Source organism: Corallococcus sp. AS-1-6 (genome assembly GCF_020037015.1).
In the GTDB taxonomy this organism is placed as follows: Bacteria; Myxococcota; Myxococcia; order Myxococcales; family Myxococcaceae; genus Corallococcus.
In genome coordinates this window covers 141,182-163,792 of the sequence record NZ_JAIQDE010000017.1, presented here as the reverse complement: position 1 = coordinate 163,792, position 22,611 = coordinate 141,182, and the positions used below count along the sequence as shown (strand labels likewise).

Below are 22,611 nucleotides of genomic sequence, written 5' to 3'. Positions count from 1 at the left end.
GTGTGGAAAGGGCGCAGTCTGGTGACGGGGGCCCCCGAGTCAAGGCAACCCTTTGGAAGTGTTGGAAGTTGGAAGGCCACGGACCCGGGAGAGCGGCCGGCCGCTGGCCTGCCGCGTCACAGGTACAACCGGGCTACAGGTACACTTCGTTTGCACCGGCGTGGGGACGTGGGCGCGGCGCTGTGTTATTCGACCGCGCATGGGTGCCAAGAAAGTCACGGCGCAGGAGAAGCTGACCGGGTTCCAGGACCGGATTCGCGCCGCGGGGCTGCGCAGCACCGCCCCCCGCGTGGCCGTGCTGCGCAAGCTGGAGACCGCCACCGCCCCCATGAGCCACGCGGACCTGGTGGAGGAGCTGGGCGGCGAGGGCTACGACCGCGTCACCATCTACCGCAACCTCACCGACCTCACCGAGGCCGGCCTCGTCGTGCGCGCCGACCTGGGCGACCACGTCTGGCGCTTCGAGCTCAAGCGCCCCGGCGCCACCGAGCACGCCAACAACCACCCCCACTTCACCTGCACCGACTGCGGCACCGTCTCCTGCCTCCCCGAGGAGTCCGTGCGCCTCACCACCGCCCGCGGTGTCCCCCGCGCCGTGTCGCAGCGCGCCGTGGAGGTGCAGCTCCGCGGCCTCTGCGACCGCTGCGAGTAGCGCCCCCTCCCGCCAGCCAGGGGAGCCCTTGGTGGAAATGTGCTCACTGGTAGGCATACGCCTACACGTGAGCTTCCGCTCTCCTGGCCCCAGGCACAGATTCTGTCTGGCGAAGGCGGGGACCCGCCGTTCCGGCTCGGGGAACGGCGTGGGTGCTCCAGGGTTCGCAGGGGGACTGGGATGGAAGCCCATCACACGTTGCTGGTCGTCGACGACGACATGGACATCCGGGATGCGCTCCAGGACGCGCTGGAGCTGGAGGGCTACGCCGTGCAGTTGGCGGCGGATGGGCTGGAGGCGCTGGAGCGGCTGCGCTCGTCGGAGCCCCGGCCGCAGCTCATCCTCCTGGACCTGATGATGCCGCGCATGGACGGCATCGCGTTCCGGGAGGCGCTGCGCCACGAGCGCGCGTGCTCGGACATCCCGGTGGTGGTGGCCAGCGCGGACCTGGACGTGCGCGACACGGTGGATGGGATGGGCGTGGCGGCCTACCTGCGCAAGCCCCTGGACCTGTCCGCGCTGCTCACCACCGTGAAGCAACTGTGCCTGCCGGTCTGAACGCCTGCCTGCCCCACCTGCGGCGGGGCGGCATGGTGGCGCAGGACTCGATGGGCCGGTTGGCGGCGGAGGACGGCCGCCCCACCCTTGAGAACAACACGAATCCCATGAACGAAAGGGAGCGGGACCATGAAGAAGCTCATCGTCGCGGCAGTGATGTGCGTGGGAACGGCTGCCTTCGCGCAGGACACCACCGGCACGCCGCAGCACCCGGCGCCGAGCGCGCCCAGCTCGCAGCAGATCAACGGCCCGTCCACGGGCATCGAGGCCCAGGAGGTGGGCCCCGCCATCAGCGACACCGCCAAGAAGGTCGTGGGCAAGGACACCTCCAAGGAGGCCGCGGCGCAGGCGGGCATGTGGAAGGAGAAGGACGCCTTCAGCCTGGAAGGCACCGTGAAGGCCAAGGACAACGACGACATCACCCTGGCGCGCAAGGACACGCTGCCGGAGGTGAAGCTGGACGTGCATGACCAGACGAAGGTGACCCTGGACGGCAAGGCCGTGAAGGCGAGCGAGCTGCCGGAGGGCGCCAAGGTGCGCGCGAAGTTCCAGTTGAAGGGGGATGACCCCATCGCGCTGGAGCTGAAGGCCACCTCGCCCAAGGCCACGAAGTAGCCTTCGCGGCGCCACGAAGTCCTTCGCCGGGCCCGCTTCCACCGCTGGGAGCGGGCCCGGCGTCTTCGCGGGAAGGAGGCGGGACGCCATAAGCAGGGCTGCGTGCTCGATACAGGGCCCGGCATTCTCTGAGACTCCTCTCACGGACGTCTCAGGATGCCCTCGCGCCAGGCCTTTACGGTGCCGCGCATGGTGGTTGTCCTGACCGCGTTCCTGCTCGCCGCTTCGCCCGAGCCGACCTCGATGAGCTTCGCGGAGGCGCTCGCGCTGGCGGAGCGTGCTCCCCTGCCCGCCGCCACCGCGCGCGCCGTGGTGTCCCAGCGCGCCGAGGCGTCCCGGGTCTCCTCGCTGTCCAACCCACAGCTCGTGGTGGAGCCCGGATGGCGGAGCTCGGCCACGGCGGGGAGCGGACTGGACCTGCGCGTCGGCGTGGCCCAGCCGTTTCACCTCTCCGGCCTCGGCTCCGCGCGCAAGGAGGCCGTGCGGCGGGAGACCCAGGCGCTGTCGGAGGAGGCCCGCTCCGCGCTGTTGGCCCGCAGGCTGACCGTCGCGGAGGCCTGGCTGTCGCTGTGGGCCGCCGAGCAGGCCCAGGCACGAGCGGCCGAGGAGGCGCGGCTCGCCGACGCGTTCCGCGAGGCGGTGGAGTCCGCGGCGGCGCTGGGCGCGGCGACGAAGCTGGACGTGGCGGAGGCCGCGACCTACGCGGCCGATGCGCGGCTCACGGAGCTGGACGTCCAGGGCGTGGCCATCGCGCGCCGCACGGAGCTCTCCCGGCAGGTGGGCGCACGGCAGGCGGTCTCCGTCACCGCGACGGGCCCGTTGCCCGAAGTGGCCCTGCCCGAGGAGTCCCGGTGGCCCGCGTTGCAGGAGCGCGCCGCGAGTCTTCCGGAGGTGACCGCTCGCATGTCGCTGGCCCGCGCGGAGCGTGCCCGCGCGGACGAGGCGAAGGCGGCCAGGGGGCTCCAGTTGCAGCTCGGCGTCGCGGCCCTGCGCGAGTACGACGGCGCGGTGGGTGGAGTGGCCACGGTGGGCCTGACACCTCCCGTGTTCGACCATGGCGAACGCGAGCGGGGCACCCTGCTGGCGAACGCCGCGCGGCTGGAGGGTGAAGGCCTGGAGGCCGCCGCCGCCGCGGCTTCAGCGCTGGCGCTCGCGCTCCACGAGGTGGAGCACTCCCACGAGGTGGTGGAGGTGCTGCGCGACACGCTGCTCCCCGGTGCGGAGGAGGCGGCGAGGCTGGGCGAGCTGCTCTTCCGCGCCGGAGACACCACGGTCCTCGAAGTGGTGCGCCTGCGGCGTGCGCGCACCCAGGCCCGCATCCGCCTGGGCCACGCGCTGGCGGACGAGGCGCTGGCGCGCGTGCGAGCCCGGCTCCTCATCGACGCGCTCGACGCGTCCGCCACGAACGAAGCCACCCCCTGAGCACGGCCTGCACCTGCCTTCAACACGGGGCCGCGCCGCTTCGCACCGGCTCCCTCACTCCTCGCCAACCCATGATGAGACACGTCCTGCTTCACACCCTCCTGCTGGGAGCCGTACCGGGTTGCGCCTCGCCGAAGGAGGAGCCCCCCGCGACGACCCGTCCCGAGGCGCCCCGCCCCAGCTCCGCCTCCGCGTGGGTCCAGCCCCGTCCCGCCCGGGGCGTCCCGCTGACGGAGGCCCCCGCCCGCGTGCTGCCCTCGCCTGAAGGCGCCGCCGTGGTGGGCGTGCCCCTGCGAGCCAGCGTGTCCCGCGTCGCCGTACGCCCCGGCCAGCAGGTGAAGAAGGGCCACGTGCTGATGGAGGTGCGCATGCCCGAGGCCGTCCAGGCCGCGGGGCGACACCAGGCGGCGACGCTCCGTCGTGAGGCCTACGCCAGGCGGCGGGAGCAACTGCTCGCCCTCCAGGCACAAGGCATGGCGCGGCTGACGGAGCTGGCCGAAGCCGAGACCCAGCTCGCGGAGGCCCAGGCCGAAGCCCAGGCCGCGCTCGCGCTGCTCGCGGTGGCGGGACTCAACGCCGCGGACGCGGCCGCCGTGGCGCGCGGGGGCCCGGTGCCGCTGCGCAGCCCCGTGGACGGCGTCGTCACCGAGGTCTCCGGCGTGCTGGGCGAGACGCGTGAGGGCGGAGGCGAGCCACTGGTGCGCGTCATGGGAGCGGGTGAAGCCCTGCTCGAAGCCCGCTTCGCCCGCCCCCTCCCCGCCGAGGCGCGCTTCGAGCTGGTGCTCCCCGGAGAGCCCCCGCTGCCGCTGAAGGAGGCCGGCCGCGCGCCCGCCATGGACTCGCGCGATGGCACCACGGCCGCGTGGTTCATCCCGGAGACACCGCGCGCCCTGCCCTCGGGTCTCACCGGCAGGGTGCGGGTGCGCGCGGACAGCCTGCCGGGCGTCAGCGTCGTCCCCGCGAGAGCGCTGCTGCTGGAGTCCGGCCAGGCGGAGGTGCTGGTGCGCACGGCGGACGGTTTCCGCCGTCAGCCGGTGGAGGTCGTGGCCACCTCCGGCGCGGAGGCCCTGGTGCGTGGCGCCGGAGCAGCGGACGTGGTGGCCGAGGACGCGGAGGCCCTGCTCCTGGCCGAGGGCACGCGATGATTGCCCGCCTCGTGGAAGCCAGCGTCCGGTATCGCGTCCAGGTGCTCGTGCTGACGGCGGTGCTCGCCATCGCCGCGGGCGTGGTGGCGTGGCGCCTGGAGCTGGACGCGCTGCCCGACATCACCACCAACCAGGTCCTCGTCCTCACCCGGGCCCCGGGCCTCACGCCGGAGGAGGTCGAGCGGCTCGTCACCCGTCCCATCGAGACGGCGCTCGGCGGCATCCCCGGCCTCGTCGAGCACCGGAGCCTCTCCCGCTACGGCATCTCCTCCGTCACCGCCGTCTTCGAGGACTCCGTGGACGCGTACCGCGCGCGCCAGGGCGTGCAGGAGCGCCTCAACGGGCTCGCCTCCAGCCTGCCCCTCGGCGTGGAGGCGCCGGAGCTCGGCCCCCTCACCGGCGGGCTCGGGGAGGTCTTCCACTTCACGCTGGGCTCCCCCGTGCGCACCCCCGCCGAGCTGCGCGAGCTGGCCGAGTTCCGCGTGGCCCCGCTCCTGCGCGCCGTCCCGGGCGTCGTCGAGGTGAACAGTTGGGGAGGCCAGCAGCGCACGCTGGAGGTGCGCGCGGACGCGGCGAAGCTCGCGGCTCGCGGGCTGACCCTCTCCGACGTGCGGGGCGCGCTGGAGGAGGCCTCGGGCGCCGTCCCCGGCGCCAGCCTCCCCGCCGGAGAGCGCCAGGTCCTGGTGCGCGCGGTGGCCCGTCCCCCGGGCGCCACGGAGCTGGGCGGCGCCATCCTCCGCACGCCCAACGGCGCCACCGTGCGCGTGTCGGACGTCGCCGAGGTCGTCCCGGGCGCCCTGCCCCGCATCGGCACCGCCACCGCCAACGGCCGGGGCGAGACCGTCTACGTCATGGTGCAGATGCTCCGCGGCGCCAACGCCCTGGACGTGGTGGAGGCCCTCCACACCCGCATGCCGGACGTGAAGGCCGCGCTCCCCGGGGACGTGCGGGTGGACCTCGTCTATGACCGGGGCGTCCTCGTGCGCGGCACGCTGCGCACGGTGGCGAAGAACCTCGCGGAGGGCGGCCTGCTCGTCATGGCGGTGCTGCTCGCCCTGCTGGGCAGCCTCCGGGCGGGGCTGCTCGTCGCCTCGGCGATTCCGCTGTCCATGCTGGGAGCCGCCATGGGCATGGTGCTGCTGGGCATCCCCGGCAACCTGATGAGCCTGGGCGCCATCGACTTCGGCCTGCTCGTGGACGGCGCGGTGGTGATGGTGGAGGGCGTGTTCCACCACCTGGGCCACGCACGCGGCAAGCTGTCCCGCGAGGCGTGGCGCGACAAGGTGGGCTCGGTGACGGCCTCCCTGTCGCGGCCCGTGTTCTTCTCCGTGCTCATCATCATGCTCGTCTACGTGCCCGTGCTGTCGCTCACCGGCGTGGACGGAAAGATGTTCCGCCCCATGGCCCTCACGGTGGTGCTGGCGCTCGCCACCTCGCTGGTGCTGGCGCTCACCTTCATCCCCGCGGCGGCGAGCCTCGTGCTGCGTCCCCAGGACATCCCCGAGCGCGAGCCCTGGCTGGTGCGCGCCGTGGAGCGCGCCTACCGCCCCCTGCTGGAGCACGGGCTGCGCCACCCCGCCTGGGTGGCGGGCGGCGCGGGGGCCCTGCTCGTCCTGGGCGTCGTCCTCTACCTGCGCGCCGGCATCGAGTTCACCCCGCAGCTCAGCGAGGGCGACCTGGTGGTGCAGACGACGCGCGGGGGAGACATCGGCCTGGAGGCCGCCGCGAAGGAGGCCGGCCGGCTGGAGGCCGCCCTGCTGGGCCACGTCCCCGAGGTGACGCAGGTGGTGTCCCGCGTGGGCAGCCCCGCGGTGGCCACCGACATCATGGGCCTGGAGCAGGCGGACGTCTTCGTCACCCTCAAGCCGCGCGAGCAGTGGCGCCCCGGGCTCACACCCGAGACACTGGTGGAGGACATGCAGCGCGCGCTCGATGCCCATGCTCCCGGCGGGGAGCCCTCCTTCACGCAGCCCATCCAGATGCGCTTCAACGAGCTGCTCGGAGGCTCCGTCGCCGACGTGGCGGTGAGCCTCTACGGCGAGGACCTGCGCGAGCTGCACCGGCTGGCGGAGGCCGTGGCCGCCAGGGTGACGGGCGTGAAGGGCGCGGTGGACGTGCGCGTGCTCGCGCCGCCGGAGGTGTCCCTGCTGGAGGTGGAGCCCCGCCCGCTGGACGCCGCGAGCGTGGGCTTCTCCGTGAAGCAGGTCCTGGAGGCGGTGCAGGGCGTGCGCACGGGGCTGGAGGTCGGCGCCACCTTCGACGGGCCCGTGCGCGTGCCCATCGTCCTGCGGCTCGGCGAGACGACGGAGGCCTTCTCGCTGGAGTCCCTGCCGCTGCCCACCGCGTCGGGGAGCCTGGTGCCGCTGTCCCGCGTGGCGGACGTGCGGCTGACGTCCGCCCCGGCGCTGGTGAACCGGCAGGAGGGGCAGCGCCGGCTGGTGGTGGGCTTCAACGTGCGCGGCGCGGACCTGGGCACGGTCGTGGAGACCGCCCGGGCGCGCGTGACGGCGGAGGTCCCGCTCCCGTCCGGCTACCGCGCCGTCTGGGGCGGCCAGTACGAAACGCTGACCGCGGCCACGCGGCGGCTGTCGGTGGTCATCCCCGCGGTGGCGTTGCTCATCGTGACGGTGCTCATCGCGGCCTTCGGGCGGCCGAGGCCGGCCCTCATCATCTTCACGCACGTCCCCTTCGCCTGCGTGGGCGGCATGCTGGCGCTGTCGCTGCGAGGCATGCCCGTGTCCATCTCCGCGGCCATCGGCTTCATCGCCCTGTCGGGCATCGCGGTGCTCAACGGCGTGGTGTGGGTGTCGCGCCTGCTGCACCATGAAGCGGAGGGCATGCCGGTGACGGAGGCCGTGCGCCTCACCGCGAGCGAGCGGCTGCGCCCGGTGGTGATGACGGCGCTGGTGGCCACCCTGGGCTTCGTGCCCATGATGCTGGCGCGGGGCATGGGGGCGGAGGTACAGCGGCCCCTGGCCACGGTGGTGGTGGGCGGGCTGGTGACGTCCACGCTGCTCACCCTGGGCGTGCTGCCCTCGCTCTATCCGTGGCTGTCCCGGCGCCGCACCCGGGCCGGGCGTCTGCCCGTGGCACCGGAGGAGCCCGCATGAAGCTGCTGCTGGTGGAGGACGAGGAGCGCATGGCCCTGCTGCTGCGCCGGGGGCTGTCCGAGGCGGGCCACCAGGTGGACGTGTGCGAGCGGGGCGAGGACGCGCTCCAGCAGGGCATGGACGTGCCGTACGACGTCGTGCTGCTGGACTGGAACCTGCCGGACCTGGACGGGCTCGCGGTGCTGCGGCGCTGGCGCGAGCGCGGCCTGCGCACGCCGGTGATGCTCCTCACCGCGCGCGGCACGGTGGGTGAGAAGGTGGTGGGGCTGCGCGCCGGCGCGGACGACTACCTGGCGAAGCCCTTCGCCTTCGAGGAGCTGCTCGCGCGGCTGGAGGCCCTGCACCGCCGGGGCGACACGGGCACGCCGGTGCGGAACATCGGCCCGCTGGTGCTGGACGCCCGCCGGCGGGTGCTGCGGCACGGGGACCAGGAGCAGCCGCTCACCGGGCGCGAGTTCGCCCTCTTCCAGGAGCTCGCGGGGCACCTGGGCGAGGTGCACTCGCGCTCGGAGCTCCTCATGCGCGTGTGGGGTGACGCCTTCGACGGGCCCCCCAACATCGTGGACGTGTACGTGGGCTACCTGCGCGGGAAGCTGGCCCGGCTGGGAGCGGGGAGCGCGGTGTCCATCCAGTCCGTGCGCGGGGTGGGCTTCCGGCTGGTGAAGGGAGAGGCGCCGTGAGGCTGGCCGTGCGGCTGTGGCTGCTGGGCGCGCTCGTGCCGGTGCTGGGCGTGGTGCTGGCGTTGCTGCTGGCGGGCCAGCTCTTCGAGGCCTACCTGGAGCGCGTGGTGGACGACGCGCTGCTGTCGCAGGCCGCCACGGAGGCGGTGAGCCTCTTCGACGGCCCCGGCGGGGAGCCCCACCTGCACATGGAGGACTCGCCGCTCTCCGACCTGGTGCGGTCCTTCGCGCCGGTGGCGGAGGTGTACGGGCCGGACGGGCGGCGCGTGCTGTCCTTCCCGCCCACGGCCGACACGTCCGGAGCGCCGCTCCAGCGGCTCCCCGACACGGACGCGCCCCGGCTGGAGACGGTGCGCGAGGGCGGCGCGCTGCTGCGCCGCGTGACGGTGCGCGTGGTGTCTCCCCGGGGCATGCCGTACGTGCTGCGGCTGTCCGCGTCGCTGGCGTGGGAGGAGACGGCGGTGCGCGCCTTCCATGGCATCACCCTGGGGCTGGCCGGCCTGCTGGGGCTCGTGTTCTTCGGCCTGCAGACCTGGCAGGCGCGGTGGCTGGAGCGCAGGCTCGCGGAGCTGCGCGGCCTCATCACCCACCTGCGCGAGGGCCTGTGGTCCGGAGCCCCCGCGGCAGGGACGGCCCGGGACGAGGTGGCGGAGGTGGAGGCCGCGCTGCGCGAGGCCGCCAAGCGCCTGTCGTCCGCGCGCGAGGCCCAGGAGCAGCTCATCGCCCGCGCCGCGCACGAGCTGCGCACACCGCTGGCGCTCATGCGCACCCAACTGGACCTGGCGCTGTGGAAGGAGCGCGATGGCGCCGAGCTGCGCGAGTCGCTGGAGGAGACCCGCCGCGAGGTGGAGCGCCTGTCCCTCCTGGCGGGCAACCTGCTGGACCTCGCCTCCTTCGGCCGTGGCACGTGGGAGGTGAAACCCGAGGACCTGCGCGTGCTGCTGGAGGATGCGTCGGCGGCGGCGCGAGCCCAGGCGGAGGAGCAGGGCGTCTGGGTGACGGTGGAGGCGCCGGAGCCAGCGCCGTGCCCCGTCCACGCCAGCTCCGTGCGGCAGGCGGTGGACAACCTGCTGGCCAACGCGCTGCGCTTCGCCCCGCGCGGCACGGAGATCACCCTGCGCGCGGAGCGGCATGACGGCCTGTGGCGGCTGGCCGTGCGGGACCGGGGGCCCGGCATTCCTCCGGAGCACCGGGAGAAGGTGTTCACCCCGTTCTACCGCGCGGAGCCCTCCGGCCGGGGCGCGGGCCTGGGGCTCGCGGTGGTGCAGGAGGTGGCCCGGCGTCACGGCGGCCACGCCTTCGTGGCGGAGCCCCAGGGCCCCGGCGCCGAGGTGGTGATGGAGCTGCCCGAGGCGGGACCGGCCACGAGTTGACAGCCATCACCTCACTGCCCTCCCAGGGGCGGCCCCTGCCCTGACTGGGAAGAAATTTGCCCTCTCTCCACGCAATGCCGCACGGGAAGCCTGCTCCCCGGGGCGGGTACGCCGCTTGCTTAGGTGGCGCGTACGCGTAGGGAGACCATGGTGAATCGACGACTGCTGGGGCTGGGCGTGTGTGCGGGTGCGGTGATGCTGTCGGCGTGGGGTTGCGGCGGGTCGGACTCGCCCACGGCCCCCATCGATGACACGGACACCATCAATCCAAGGCCGGGGGTGGATGCGGGGACGGGCGGTGACACCGACGCCGGGACGGAAGTGGACGCGGGCACGGACGCCGGCACGGGCGGTGAGACGGACGCCGGCACCGACGCGGGCACCGGCGGAGAGACGGACGCGGGCACCGGGGGCGGCACGGATGCCGGCACCGACGCGGGCACGGACGCGGGCACGGTGGACCCCTGGCCGGCGGATCCGGTGACGAACTACTCGGACCGCTACGGCATCGGCAGGGTGAAGTCGGTCGGCATCGACCTGGGCAGGAACGTCTGGGTGCTGGACGGCGACCGCATCGGCGTGGTGCGCGCGGACACGCAGAAGCTGGTCTGGGTGCCGGGCCCCGTGGGCCAGGCGGCCGCGGGTCAGCCCTCCAGCGTCATCTGCGGCGGCGAGGCGGGCCGCGCCTACGTGGGCTACTACGCCGATGACCTGGGCGTGGATCCGGAGTGGCCGGACATCCACACCAACTTCATCGTCACCGCGAAGCCGTGCGAGGTCCCGGTGAACGAGACCACCTGCTTCCCCTTCAGCACGCGCCGGCTCCAGTTCTACAAGCAGGGAGACGTGGACGCGGTGAAGCTGGACGCCAGCGGCCAGGTCGTCCTGGAGGGCCACATCAACCAGTCCCGCCGCGCCAACAAGGACGCGAACGGCAACCCCTTCATCCAGACCGGCCCCAGCGTGGTGGACGGCGTCAGCCTGGGCATCCGCAACAGCAACGACCACCACTTCGACGAAGACCGCGCCATGTACAGTTGCACGTCCGTGCTGCGCGGCCCCAACAAGGGCGACGTCTTCTTCGGCTCCAACCACGGCGTCACCCGCATCCGCGGCCTCACCTACAACGCCCACCGTCACCCGGTGTGGTTCGACGCGAAGGGCTCGCAGTACGCCGGCTACACCTACGGCCTGGGCATCTCGCCGGACGGGGACGTGCTCATCGCGAACGAGTGGAACTTCGGCACCGTCACGCCCGACACGAAGATGGAGAACTGGGACGACACCACCACGCCGGGCATCAACCTGCAGAAGGTGAAGTCCTCCTACCTCCCGGAGGTCAACTCGCAGGCGGACTTCGACTCCTGGCGCGGCTTCCAGCAGACCACGGACAAGAAGTACTACCTGGGCAGCAAGGACCTGGGGCTGTGGGAGATGACCATCCTCTCCGCCAACAACCCCTTCCAGAAGGGGACGCGCATCGGCGCGGACGTGCCGGCGCTCAGCAACATCAACGCGCTCGCCTCCACCAATGACGGCTCGCTCTTCATCGGCACCAACGCGGGCGGCCTCTACCGGCTGACCCCGGGCAAGACGGTGGAGAAGGTGGCGAACGTGCGCGGCAACAAGGTGCTCCAGCTCGTGTACGACGGCTCCACCGCCTCCGGCATGCTGCTGGTGCTGACGTCGGAGGGCCTGACCGTCCTGCGCGGCTACTGAGCAGGACTCCCACCCTGACGCCGGTGCGATGCGCATGTCGCACCCGGCGTCACGGAGGGCCAGGCTGCCCGGAAGGCGCGGGAAATGTTCTGGAACGAGGCCCGGTTCTGCTTCCGCCCCCGCGCCTTCGTGCAAGGGGGCAGGCGGGCCGGGCCCCCGGGCTTCACGGCCCTCCGGACCGCTCACTACAATCGCCCTCGCCCCGCCGGAGGAATCCGAACGCATGCGCCTGAGACTCGCCCGCCGCCGTCACGCCGCTGGTGCCGCCTCCACCCTCGCCATCTCCGAAGCGGTGGAACCCCACGGTCGCAACGAGCTCCAGGCGCGAGGCCCCGACCCCTTCCGGCCGGACCGGCGGCTGCGCTGGCGGGACCACTTCGTCCTCACCGAGCACCTGCTCCAGTTGGACGCCATCCACCCGGAGCATGACGGGCTGCGGATCGCGCAGCTCTCGGACGTGCACGTGGGCCAGGCGACCAGCGACGTGCGCATCCGCCGCGCGGTGGCCGCGGTGAACGAGGCCGCGCCGGACCTGGTGTTCCTCACGGGCGACTACGTCACGCACAGCCCCAAGCCGCTGCCGCGCGTGCGCCAGTTGCTCCAGGGGCTCAACGGCCCCGTCTTCGTCGTGCTGGGCAACCACGACCACTGGGTGGACGCGCCCTACCTGCGCGCGGGCTTCGAGGACCTGGGCTACACGGTGCTCCAGAACGAGCACCGCGTGGTGCACGTGAAGGGCGCGCCGGTGACGGTGCTGGGCATCGACGACGGGCTCACCGGCATGGAGGACGTGGAGGCCACCTTCCGGGGCGCGCCCACGTCCGGCACGCGGCTGGTGCTGGCCCACACGCCGCCCACCGCGGAGAAGCTGCCCGCGCACGCGGGGCTGGTGCAGTTCTCCGGGCACACCCACGGCGGGCAGTTCATCGTCCGGGGCCTCACGGAGGCCCTCTTCCGCCGCGCGGGCCAGCCGTACATCCGCGGCCACTACCGGGTGAACGGCAACCACCTGTACGTGAACCAGGGGCTGGGCTTCGGCTTCGGCGGGCCGTACCTGCGCCGGGGCAGCACGCCGGAGGTCGCCTTCTTCACCCTGCGCACGCAGCAGGCCGCCTACGTCGGGGCGCTCTGAGCAACCCGCCCGCGCCCCGCGCTCGCTTCAGCGCAGGGGCGTGCCCAGCTTCATGCCGCCCAGGGCGTTCTCGCGCTTCTTGCGCGACAGGCTGAAGGGGCCGGGCCCGAAGTAGACGATGAGCAGGGCGCCTCCCGCCATGGAGAGGTTCTTCATGAAGTGGATGAGGTTGTTCTGCGCCTGCACCGGGTCATCCATCTTCCAGAAGTGGTGGACCATGAAGGCGGACGCCACCAGGAACACCGCGAGCATGGCCGCGCCCAGGCGGGCGAAGGCGCCCAGCAGGACGCACAGGCCCCCCACCACCAGCACCCCGCCGGACACCAGCACCGCCGTGCGCGCGTCGGGCACGCCGGACGCCTGCGCGTAGGCCGTGAGGGCCTGGAGCTGGATGAAGTGATTGAGCCCGCTGGTGATGAAGATGACCGAGAACAACAGCCGTCCCAGCGGTGCGAGCAGCCCCATGAATGACCTCCATGCCTCCGGCGTGTCCTCCCTCAACGCGGACGGGTCGGTGTCATTCTCCAGATAGGCACGGATGGGCGGCCGGACAGCCGGCCCCCGCCCGGACGCCCGCTCCCCGGCCGGGGGGACCGCCGGTCCGTTCGCACTGGAGGGCTGCGACAACACGCCACAGTGCCCCAGGACGGGGGGACGCTAGGGTGGCCACGCCTTGAGAACCCCCACCCTGGCCCTCCTGAGCGCCGCGCTGCTCCTCGTGCCCACCGCCCCGGCCCGGGCCTGCGCGAGCTGCGCGTGCGGCGACCCCACCCTGACGTCCATGGGAGGCGAGCAGCCCTTCGAGGGGCGCCTGCGGCTGTCCACGATGCTGCGCGCGTGGGGGCACACGGAAGGGGTGACGGGCGTGGACGCGCAGCGGCTGCGCGAGCTGCGCATGGACGTGGCGGTCGCGTACGCGCCCAGGCCCTGGCTGGTGCTGGCGGTGAACCTGCCGCTCCAGGCCCGCGAGGTCCAGGACGTGAGCCTGGGGCTGGAGCGCGGCTGGGGGCTGGGCGACGTCGACGTGACGGCGAAGGCGTTCGTGTGGAGGGACAAGGCGTTCTCCCCGGACCAGTTGGTCAGCGTGGTGGGCGGGGTGAAGCTGCCCACCGGCCCGCGGCTGCACGCGAGGGACGGCACCAGCCTGGGCATCGACGCGCAGCCCGGCAGCGGCTCCGTGGACCCGATGGCGGGGCTGGCGTGGCAGGGCTTCCGGGGCAACTGGTCGTTCCTCGCGAGCGCCCTGGGCTTCCTGCCCTCGCGGGGGCGCGACGACTTCCGGCTGGGCGCGTCGGTGCGCACGCAGGTGGCGGCGCAATACCAGCCCTCCCCCCGCTGGGCGGTGCGGCTGGGCGTGGACACCCGCGCGGAGAAGGCGCCGGACACGAACGGCACGCCGGAAGAGGCGGGCGGGGGCTTCATCGCGTACGCGTCGCCGGACGTCCTCTTCAGCCCGGGCATGGATGTGGTGGTGCAGGCCGGGGTGCGCATCCCTGTCGTCAACCAACTGCGCCGGGTGTCGTCCACGCCCATCGCGGTGCTCTCGCTCGCGTACGACCTGTGATGCTCCGTTTCGCGTGTCTGGCATTGGCGCTGTGGGCCCTGGGCGCGTGCGGTGAGCGCGTGGACGGCATGACCGTCACGCTGGGCCTGGAGCACCGGGCCACCGCGCAGGGCGTGCAGGCGGCGGGAGGCGAGCGCTCCTTCACGCGAGCGGATGGCCAGGTGCTCACGCTGACGCGCGGCTACGTGGCGCTGGGCAGCGTGGAGCTGAAGCCGTGCGAGCAGGCGCTGGGGTGGCGGCTCCTGAAGGCGCTGTCGCCCATCGGCACCGCGCACGCGCACTCGGAGGGTTCGCCGTTGAGGCTGGGCACGCCGCACGTCAGCGGCCTGGAGCGGCCGGACGGGAGCGTGCTGCCGCTGGGCACGATACGGCCGCCGCCGGGGCGCTACTGCCGGGCGCGGCTCACCTTCGAGCCCGCGGACGCGGACGCGCAGGGGCTGCCGGGCGCGGACAGCGGCGTGGACATGGTGGAGCACACGCTGTGGCTGGAGGGGACGCGGGTGCCCGCGGGAGGCGGCGAGCCCCAGCCCTTCCGGCTGGTGACGTCCAACATCGCCACGGTGGACGTGGTGCTGGACGGGCTGACGCTGTCCGAGGACGCGCCCGCGGCCGAGCGCACGTTCGTGCTCGCCTGGGACACGTGGCTGGCGGCGGTGGACCTGGAGTCCCCCGGGGCGGCGGCGGCGGCGCTGGACACGGTGGCCCGCTCCGTGGCGATGTCCTCCGTCGCGCCATGACGCCCTCCCCGCCGCCTCCCTCCGAACCCTCGCTCCGGGCCCGCATCAACCTGGTGTGGCTCTTGCGGCTGCGCTGGGGCGTGCTGGTGGGGCAGGCGGTGCTGGTGGCGGTGGCGGCGTGGGGGCTGAAGCTGGCGTTGCCGGTGCCCGCGCTGGTGGCGCTGCTCGGCATCGAGGCGGTGACGAACGCGGCGGTGCGCGCGGGGCTCGCGAGGGCGAGGCCGGTGGCGGAGGCGGCCATCTTCGGGCTGATGCTCTGGGACACGCTGGTGCTGACGGGGCTCCTGGCGTTGAGCGGGGGGACGCACAATCCCTTCACGGCGCTGTACCTGGTGAACGTGGCGCTGGGCACGGTGCTGCTGCCGCCGCGCCGCACGTGGGCGATGCTGGGCTTCACGCTGATGGCGTTCGGGTCGCTGTTCGTGTTGCAGGACGTGACGCTGCCGGGGCTGGAGCGGCCGGACCACGCGGAGCTGATGCGGCTGCACCTGAGCGGCATGTGGGTGGCGTTCGCGGTGGCGGCGGGCTTCATCGTGTATTTCATCCAGCGCGTGACGCGGGCGCTGGCGCTGCGTGAGCAGGAGTTGGAGCAGACCCGGGCCAGGCACGCGAGGCAGGAGAAGGTGGCCTCGCTGGCGACGCTGGCGGCGGGAGCGGCGCATGAGCTGTCCACGCCGCTGTCCACCATCGCGGTGGTGGCGAAGGAGCTGGAGCGGGCGCTCGCGGCCTCCCAGACGTCCGACTCCGTGAGGGAGGACCTGAGGCTGATCCGCCAGCAGGTGGACCGCTGCCGGGACGTGCTGGTGCAGATGTCCGCGGACGCGGGCCAGACCACGGGCGAGCCCTTCCAGCCCATCCCGCTGGAGCGGCTGGTGGAGGAGACGCTGTCCGAGCTGTCCGGCCGCGAGCGGGTGCGGGTGGACGTGCCGGAGGCGTTGAAGGCGCGCCCGGTCCAGGGACCGCCGAGGGCGTTGGCGAGGGTGCTGCGGGGGCTGGTGAAGAACGCGCTCCAGGCGACGCCCGCGGGCCGGGGCGTGGAGCTGCGGGTGTTGCCGGAGGGCACGGGGGCGCGGCTGGAGGTGCGCGACGAGGGCCAGGGCATGCCGGAGGCGGTGCTGACACGCGCGGGTGAGCCGTTCTTCACGACGAAGGCGCCGGGAGAAGGCATGGGTCTGGGATTGTTCCTGGCGCGCTCGCTGGCGGAGCAGTTGGGAGGGTCGCTGGAGCTGCGCTCGAGGGCCGGGGAGGGCACGACGGCGAGCCTGAGCCTGCCGGGAGCGGAAGCGAAGGAGGCGGCGGCATGAGCACGGCGCCAGTGGATCAACGCCCCAGCCTGCTGCTGGTGGACGACGACAGCACGCTGCGCGAGCGATTGGCGCGAGCCTTCCGCGAGCGCGGCTGGGACGTGACGACGGCGGGCAACCACGACGAGGCGATGGTCGCGGCCAGGCGCGAGTCACCGGAGTACGCGGTGGTGGACCTGCGCATGCCGGGCCACAGCGGGCTGGAGCTGGTGCGGGACCTGCTGGCGGTGGACGCGTCCACGCGGGTCATCGTGCTGACGGGTTACGGCAGCATCTCCACGACGGTGGACGCCATCCGGCTGGGAGCGGTGAACTACCTGCCGAAGCCCGCGGACGCGGACGACATCCTGGCGGCGTTCGCGAGGGCGGAAGAGGCCCCCAACGTCGCCGCGCCGGAGACCCTCCAGGCGCCATCGCTGGCGAGAGCGGAGTGGGAACACATCCACCGCGTGCTCGCGGACAGCGCCGGGAACATCTCCGAAGCCGCGCGCAAGCTGGGCATCCATCGAAGGTCGCTCCAGCGGAAGCTGCAGAAGTACCCGCCGTCGCGCTGACCCGGGCGCCCACAACCACACAAAACTAAAATCAGGTTTAACCTTCGCGCAACAGACGGATCTGCTTGTTGCACGAAACTAAAGTGAAATTATAGTTTCGTGCATGAGCATCGAGCCCCCGCTCAAGCCGGACTGGGACCAGCTCTACCGCGTGGCCGAGGGGCAAGAGGGCCTCTTCACGACCCAGCAGGCCGCGCACGCGGGCTATTCGCCACAACTCCTTGCCCACTACGTGCGCATCGGTCGCGTCTCACGACTCCAGCGAGGCATCTACCGGCTGGTGCACTTCCCTGCCGGTGAGCACGAGGATCTGGTCGCGGTGTGGCTCTGGTCCGAGCAGGTAGGAACCTTCTCGCACCAGACCGCCCTCTCGCTCTACGACCTCTCCGACGTCCTGCCCGCGAGGATCCACCTGACGCTCCCGGAGGCGTGGAAGACGCGCCGCCTGCGCGTGCCAAAGCCCGTCGTGCTCCACTACGCAGACCTGCTCGACTCCGAGCGCCAGTGGGTGGGGGCCGTGCGGGTCACGACTCCCTCCAGGACATTGGATGACTGCGCGAGGGGCGCGCTCACTCCAGACCTGATGCGCCAGGCCGCGCTGCAAGCCCTGCAGCGCGGCATGGTCAGGGGCGCCCTCCCAACCGTGGAGGAGGCCCTGAAGCCCTTTGGAGGACTCGGAGCGTGACGGGCCGCACCTATGCTTCGCCCGCGGCCTTCAAGCAGGCATTGGAACTGCGGCTTCGCGCGGAGGCCTCGAAGCGAGGGGTGCCACTCGAGCGTCAGCGGGAGCTGCTGGTCTTCAGCAGGTTCCTCGCCCGTGTCCACGCGAAGCTGGGCTCCAGCGTCACCCTCAAGGGAGGGCTGGTCCTGGAGCTCCGCATCGAAAGGGCGCGAGCCACGAAGGATATCGACCTTCGCATCCAAGGCGACCCCAGCGGACTGCTGCTCCAACTGCAGGACGCCGGAAGGCACGAGCTTGGCGACTTCTTTTCGTTCGAGGTCCGCCCGGATCACGAGCATCCCAAGATCCAGAATGAGGGCATGCGCTATGAAGGCCTGCGCTTTCGCGCGGAGTGCAGGCTCGCACAGAAGATCTACAGCCGCCCTTTCGACGTGGACGTGGACGTCGCCTTTGGGGAGCCCATGCTGGGAACGCCGGATGAGGTCACGGCCCCCGACGTGCTCGGCTTCGCGAACATCGCTCCGCCCCGCCTGCGGCTCTACCCCGTCGAAACCCATCTCGCGGAGAAGCTGCACGCATACACGATGCCTCGCCTGCGGCCGAACTCCCGCGTGAAGGACCTGCCCGACCTCGCGCTGCTGGCGCAGGCACGGAAGTCACTGGAGGCAGAGCGGCTGCGGCAAGCGCTCAAGCTGACCTTCGACTTCCGGAATACCCATCCACTGCCGGGCGCCCTTGCCTCTCCCTCCAAGGATTGGGAGATGGCCTACGAGGACCTGGCCCAGGACAACCAGCTCCCCTGGCCCACGCTTGAAGAAGTGACCGAAGCCGCGAAGCGCTTCCTCGACCCCGTCCTGGAAGGAGCCTCCATCACCCGCTGGGACCCGGAGACCTGGAGCTGGAATCAATGACAATCACGTAAAAGAACCACAACTCCGCGGCACCCCCTCTGGATTTGTCGGCGTGGAATGGGATTAGCTGAGAGCCGCTTTGCATTTCCCAGGGGGGGCAGAATGCATTGTCGTTGGCTCGTCGTCGCATGGACCCTGCTGTCCGTCGGCTGTGCCCACTCGAAGCGTGCACCCGAAGCGGAGCTGCCCAAATACGAGCATGTCTTCCAGAAACCCCTGACGGAGGCGCTCGCGGCCACGCGTGAACTGCTGGAAGCGCGGGGCTACACGTTCGAGGACACGGAAGACCCCAACCAGCTCGTCACCACCTGGTCCGAGCCTGACCGGGCCGGCACGCTCAACACCACCTATACGCGCTACCTGGTGACGGGCATCCAGGTGGCCCCGCGCCAGTCCGTCGTGCGCATCTTCCGCATGACCCAGCAGACCACCGGCAACGACGTCGAGTGGCGCAAGCTGTGGTGGAAGGTCGCCACGGAGCGATGGGAGCAGACCTCGAATCCCTTCGTGAAGGAGGTGGACCTCGACCAGGACGACACGATGACCAAACGTCTGTCCATGCTGCGCGGCGCGCAGCACGGCGCGCGAGACCTGGACCTGGAACAGGCGCTCACGCTCAGGCTGGAGTCCGCGCCCTCCGTGGAGGTCCTCGCTGGCAACGTCGCGGAGGAGAAGCGCCCGGACCCCGTCCGCGCGCCGGAGTTCTACCTGGAGCGCTGGAAGGACGAAGCCGTCGCGGCAGGCCCGTGCACCCCCCCCGTGCGCGGGCTGGCGGAGCTGCTGCACCCGGGCCTCACGCTGCTCATCGGCGAGCAACTGGGTTCCAACGAAGTGCCTGACGTCGTGGGCCACGTGGTGTGCCAGGCCGCTCGGACAGGGCTCGCCGTGGTGCTGGGCCTGTCGCTCCCCGAAACGGAGCAGGCGCGCGTGGACACGTACCTCTCCAGCCCCGGCGCCCCGGCGGACCAGGACGCGTTGCTGGAGGGCCGCTTCTGGACGCGCGCGTATCAGGACGGCCGCAGCAGCCGTGCCGTCATGGACCTCATCGACCGCGTGCGGGCCCTGCGCGCGGCGGGGCTGCGGGTGACGGTGGTGGCCTACGACACGGACGTGCTCAACGGCAGCGAACGCGACGCCGCCCAGGCCCAGGTCTGGACGAAGCGCCGGGCCGCGAAGCCAGACGAGGTCCAGGTGGTGCTCGCGGGCAACACGCATACCCAGATGAAAAAGGGCACGCAGTGGGACCCGTCCTTCACGCCCATGGCGCACCTGATGAAGGACCACCGCTCCCTCGTCGTGCTGGAGATGAGCTACGCGCAGGGTCTGCGCTGGGGCTGTGACCTGGACCGCGACAGCAAGCTGGCCTGCGGCATCGTGGGCGCGACGCCCGCGCCCAAGGTGGCCGCCCTCCCCGGCCAGAGCCCGCACATCCTGCTGCAGCCCACGTCCGCGAACGAAAGCCTCCAGGGCCTGCTGTACGTGGGCAGGCTCACCGCCTCCCTGCCAGCCATCCTCGGGCCCCGCGTGGAACCGCCGAAGGACCCCCGCCAGGCCCCCAGGCCCCCCGGCCGCGACCGGCCCCTCCCCGGCATCTTCTAGCGGGCGGACCCGCTGGGAGCCCTCAACGCCCGCCCCGAACACCGCTGCGGCACCCGCTCCTCCAGGGGCCGCGAGTCATGACTACGGGCAGGCGCCGCAGTCCGCCGCGCAGCTATCGGCCGTGTTGCTGGTGCCGCACTTCTCCGTCAACTGGCACACGCCGTCACCGCAGCGGTAGATGTCCTGGGGCAGCATGCGCGTGGTGATGGGCCGGTAGTTCACGCCGTTGTACGTGCAGCGCGTGTAGTACGTCCGCGTGGTGTCCAGCGTGCAGTAGTACCGGCACGCCCCCACGTGCTTCATCGGCGTGCACGCCGTCGTCTCGCTCCAGGACGACAGGCCGCAGGTGCGCACCGTGCTCTCGTCGTAGTCCAGGTACGCGCCGTCGTTCGCCGCGAACACGCCCTCATTCGTGAAGAGGTTGCCGAAGAAGCACGCCTCCTTCTCGTTGTAGGTGCTCAGCTCGTCCGTGGAGTACGGCATCGCCCCGCCCACCGCGTCGCGCCCCAGCACGGAGATGTTCACGTGCACGCCGTACTTGTTCGCGTGCGCCGCCAGACACGCGCTCACCACCTGCTGCTCCGCCACCGTCGCCGGCTGCCCCCCGGCCCACCCCGGCGCCAATCCCAGACTCCCGTCCCACTGGTAGCTCTTCCCCGTGGCCGGCGACTGGTACGTCAGGCGCATCCCCGCCGCCATCGCGCACTTCACCACGTAACGCATCACCATCTCCGACGACGCGGGGTCCTGGCTGAACCAACTCTGGAACGCGTTCGTGGACAGGCCATTCACCGTCAGCCCATTCACCGTCAGCCCATTCACCGTCAGCCCATTCACTGTCAGCCCATTCACCGTCAGGCCATTCACCGTCAGCCCATTGGTGGAGACCAGCGCGTCCGAGGACCGGCCCGTCGCCTCGGCGGCGTCTTCAATGGGAGCGCCGCAGCCCACCAGCGCCGCGGCCAGACACAGCGCCACCCAGGGAGAGGAAGGGAATGAAACAGGGCGAGGGAGATGCATGGGGACTGCCTCCGCGTGGGTTGGCCTCACGAGCCGTGCGGCCTGATCAACCGGTAAACGCACTCCGACGAAGCGAGCAGCGCCCCTGCCCTCCCGGCCCATCCCCTTCGGTCCTTCGCACAACACGCGCGGCGTGCGGCGGCGGACGCTCCTTCCCTCACCGCACGGAGGCGAACGCTCACCCCTTCCAAAAGATCAGGCGGTTCGCGTCCGACCCCGGCCGGACTTCGCCTTCGCCTTCGGGCGCGGCGGCCGCGGCAGCCGCACCGTGAACGTCGTCCCCTCCTTCTGATTCGACGTCACCTCCACCGTCCCCCCGTGCGCCTGGACGATCTCCTTCACGATGAACAACCCCAGCCCCAGCCCGCTGTTGCGCCGGCCGCCCTGCTCGCGCTCGCCCTCGCCCTGGCGGAACGGATCGAACAGCCGCTCGCGCAGCTCCTCCGGGATGGGGTTGCCCGGGTTCTGCACCTCCAGCACCTGGTGCTCGCCCTTCGCCCAGCAGCGCAGGAACACCGGCGCGTCCGGGCTGCCGTGCTCCAGCGCGTTGCCCACCAGGTTGGAGAGCACCTGCGCCAGCCGCTCCGCGTCCCACTCCCCTTCCGCCTTGCCGTCCACGTCCACCGCCACCGCGCGGTCCGGGTACGCCGCGGACAATTCGTCCACCACCTGCTGGCACACCGCCCCCAGGTCCGTGGGGCCCTTGCGCAGCGGGATGCCGCCGGCCAGCCGGGCGCGCGTCAAATCCAGCAGGTCCGCGATCATGTTCCCCATGCGCGTCGCGGACGCCTCAATCCGCTGCGCATGCTGCCGGTGCTGCTCCGGCGTGCACTCCAGCGGGCCCCGGCGCTTCTGCGCCCGCGCCGACAGCACGATGGCGTTGAGCGGATTGCGCAGGTCATGCCCCAGGATGCCGATGAAGCGCTCGCGGAACCGCGCCTCCTCCACCATCGTCTCCATCTGACGGGTGCGCTCGGTGACGTCCATCATGGAGCCAATCATCCGCACCGGGCGCCCCTCGTCGTCGCGCGCCAGCACGCCCCGGTCCAGCACGTGCGCCCAACTGCCGTCCGCGCGCTGGAAGCGGTACTCCTCGCTCCAGACGTCGCCCGTGGACGCGACGAACTCCACCAACCGGTCCACCACCCGGTCCCGGTCGTCGTCGTGCACGCGCTCGCCCCACCAGCCCAGCTTGTGCTCCAGCACGGACGTGGCGTGGCCGAACGCGTTCCCCGTCCCCGGGTCCCACCGCACGTGGTCCGTGGCGAAGTGCCAGTCCCACAGCACGTCATGCGTGGCGCGCGTGGCCAGCCGGTAGCGCTCCTCCGCCTCGCGCAGCGCGCTCACCGTCTGCTCCGCCCGCGCCAGCGCCGCCTCCACCTCCTGCCGCGCCGCCCGCTCCCGCTCCGCCTGGTGCGCGTCCGCCGCCTGGCCCTCGTCGCGAGGCAGCAGCCACAGCGCCAATCCCTCTGCGTGCCGCACCACCACGTACCGCCGCCCCGCCGCGTCCCCCGGCAGCATCCCCACGTGCGGCACACCGCGCATCAGCACGCGCACGAACGCCGCCACGTCGAACAGCGCGGCGCCCTCCCGCGTCCACAGGGACACGTGACGGCCCAGCTCCAGGGAGCGCACCCATCCCTCCGCCGGGACGTTCATGGACGTCCACCGGAAGTCGAGCGCTTCGCCTGTCTCCCCGTACAACGGCTCGAGGAGGATGCAGGGCGTCTCGCTGTCAGCGGGCAGTTCCCATGCCGGAGCCATTCCCGGCCCCCAGGACAAACCCATCATCGTGCTCCCCCCGACGCTACAGGTCTGTTCCCCCACCCTTCAC

Annotated in this window: 20 protein-coding genes; 17 read left to right on the top strand and 3 right to left on the bottom strand. The window is 72.1% G+C overall.

The window, feature by feature from the left end; all coding sequences use genetic code 11:
- The first annotated feature begins 199 nt into the window (after positions 1 to 199).
- The 10 genes from K8612_RS23410 (at position 200) to K8612_RS23365 (ending at position 12,406) form a co-directional block, all read left to right on the top strand.
- Positions 200 to 652: a Fur family transcriptional regulator gene (locus K8612_RS23410; protein ID WP_223744476.1), complete on the top strand. Its 453-nt coding sequence runs from the start codon at positions 200 to 202 to the stop codon at positions 650 to 652.
- 180 nt (positions 653 to 832) lie between these two features.
- Entirely contained in the window at positions 833 to 1,210 is a 378-nt protein-coding gene (locus K8612_RS23405; protein ID WP_223744475.1) for a response regulator transcription factor, read from the top strand.
- A gap of 129 nt (positions 1,211 to 1,339) precedes the next feature.
- Complete coding sequence (locus tag K8612_RS23400) at positions 1,340 to 1,825, top strand: hypothetical protein (RefSeq protein ID WP_223744474.1); 486 nt, start codon at positions 1,340 to 1,342, stop codon at positions 1,823 to 1,825.
- A 189-nt stretch (positions 1,826 to 2,014) separates the two neighbouring features.
- Positions 2,015 to 3,247 carry a TolC family protein gene (locus K8612_RS23395; RefSeq protein WP_223763914.1) on the top strand — a complete coding sequence of 411 codons (1,233 nt, stop codon included), beginning with the start codon at positions 2,015 to 2,017 and terminating at the stop codon, positions 3,245 to 3,247.
- A gap of 248 nt (positions 3,248 to 3,495) precedes the next feature.
- On the top strand, positions 3,496 to 4,392 hold the full coding sequence (locus K8612_RS23390) for a hypothetical protein (protein WP_373692129.1): 897 nt from the start codon (positions 3,496 to 3,498) through the stop codon (positions 4,390 to 4,392).
- On the top strand, positions 4,389 to 7,502 hold the full coding sequence (locus tag K8612_RS23385) for an efflux RND transporter permease subunit (RefSeq protein ID WP_223763913.1): 3,114 nt from the start codon (positions 4,389 to 4,391) through the stop codon (positions 7,500 to 7,502). The genes K8612_RS23390 and K8612_RS23385 overlap by 4 nt, the downstream gene beginning before the upstream one ends.
- Positions 7,499 to 8,182, top strand: coding sequence for a response regulator transcription factor (locus K8612_RS23380; protein ID WP_223744470.1), 684 nt, complete (start codon positions 7,499 to 7,501; stop codon positions 8,180 to 8,182). The genes K8612_RS23385 and K8612_RS23380 overlap by 4 nt, the downstream gene beginning before the upstream one ends.
- On the top strand, positions 8,179 to 9,555 hold the full coding sequence (locus K8612_RS23375; protein ID WP_223763912.1) for a HAMP domain-containing sensor histidine kinase: 1,377 nt from the start codon (positions 8,179 to 8,181) through the stop codon (positions 9,553 to 9,555). The genes K8612_RS23380 and K8612_RS23375 overlap by 4 nt, the downstream gene beginning before the upstream one ends.
- 147 nt (positions 9,556 to 9,702) lie before the next feature.
- Positions 9,703 to 11,274, top strand: a complete 1,572-nt coding sequence (locus K8612_RS23370; protein ID WP_223763911.1) for a hypothetical protein — start codon at positions 9,703 to 9,705, stop codon at positions 11,272 to 11,274.
- 223 nt (positions 11,275 to 11,497) lie between these two features.
- Complete coding sequence (locus K8612_RS23365; protein ID WP_223763910.1) at positions 11,498 to 12,406, top strand: metallophosphoesterase; 909 nt, start codon at positions 11,498 to 11,500, stop codon at positions 12,404 to 12,406.
- Between the two features lie 27 nt (positions 12,407 to 12,433).
- Here K8612_RS23365 and K8612_RS23360 read toward each other — a convergent pair whose 3' ends face one another.
- Positions 12,434 to 12,871 carry a DoxX family protein gene (locus tag K8612_RS23360; RefSeq protein ID WP_223763909.1) on the bottom strand — a complete coding sequence of 146 codons (438 nt, stop codon included), beginning with the start codon at positions 12,869 to 12,871 and terminating at the stop codon, positions 12,434 to 12,436.
- A 208-nt stretch (positions 12,872 to 13,079) separates the two neighbouring features.
- Here K8612_RS23360 and K8612_RS23355 point away from each other — a divergent pair, with 208 nt between their 5' ends.
- The 7 genes from K8612_RS23355 to K8612_RS23325 all read left to right on the top strand — a co-directional run bounded on the left by K8612_RS23355 (position 13,080) and on the right by K8612_RS23325 (position 19,757).
- Entirely contained in the window at positions 13,080 to 13,970 is an 891-nt protein-coding gene (locus K8612_RS23355) for a transporter (protein ID WP_373692128.1), read from the top strand.
- A complete protein-coding gene (locus K8612_RS23350) occupies positions 13,970 to 14,707 on the top strand; it encodes a hypothetical protein (protein WP_223763908.1) in 738 nt (245 codons plus the stop codon). Before K8612_RS23355 ends, K8612_RS23350 begins: the two co-directional genes overlap by 1 nt.
- On the top strand, positions 14,704 to 16,011 hold the full coding sequence (locus K8612_RS23345) for an ATP-binding protein (protein WP_223763907.1): 1,308 nt from the start codon (positions 14,704 to 14,706) through the stop codon (positions 16,009 to 16,011). Before K8612_RS23350 ends, K8612_RS23345 begins: the two co-directional genes overlap by 4 nt.
- Complete coding sequence (locus K8612_RS23340; protein WP_223744463.1) at positions 16,008 to 16,565, top strand: response regulator transcription factor; 558 nt, start codon at positions 16,008 to 16,010, stop codon at positions 16,563 to 16,565. The genes K8612_RS23345 and K8612_RS23340 overlap by 4 nt, the downstream gene beginning before the upstream one ends.
- A gap of 103 nt (positions 16,566 to 16,668) precedes the next feature.
- Positions 16,669 to 17,250 carry a type IV toxin-antitoxin system AbiEi family antitoxin domain-containing protein gene (locus K8612_RS23335; protein WP_223744462.1) on the top strand — a complete coding sequence of 194 codons (582 nt, stop codon included), beginning with the start codon at positions 16,669 to 16,671 and terminating at the stop codon, positions 17,248 to 17,250.
- A complete protein-coding gene (locus tag K8612_RS23330) occupies positions 17,247 to 18,158 on the top strand; it encodes a nucleotidyl transferase AbiEii/AbiGii toxin family protein (protein WP_223763906.1) in 912 nt (303 codons plus the stop codon). The genes K8612_RS23335 and K8612_RS23330 overlap by 4 nt, the downstream gene beginning before the upstream one ends.
- A gap of 102 nt (positions 18,159 to 18,260) precedes the next feature.
- Entirely contained in the window at positions 18,261 to 19,757 is a 1,497-nt protein-coding gene (locus K8612_RS23325; protein WP_223763905.1) for a hypothetical protein, read from the top strand.
- Positions 19,758 to 19,838: 81 nt separating this feature from the next.
- Here the strand turns inward: K8612_RS23325 and K8612_RS23320 are convergent, their stop codons facing one another.
- On the bottom strand, positions 19,839 to 20,777 hold the full coding sequence (locus K8612_RS23320) for a hypothetical protein (protein WP_223763904.1): 939 nt from the start codon (positions 20,775 to 20,777) through the stop codon (positions 19,839 to 19,841).
- 195 nt (positions 20,778 to 20,972) lie between these two features.
- Positions 20,973 to 22,541, bottom strand: coding sequence for an ATP-binding protein (locus K8612_RS23315; protein WP_223763903.1), 1,569 nt, complete (start codon positions 22,539 to 22,541; stop codon positions 20,973 to 20,975).
- Between the last annotated feature and the right edge of the window lie 70 nt (positions 22,542 to 22,611).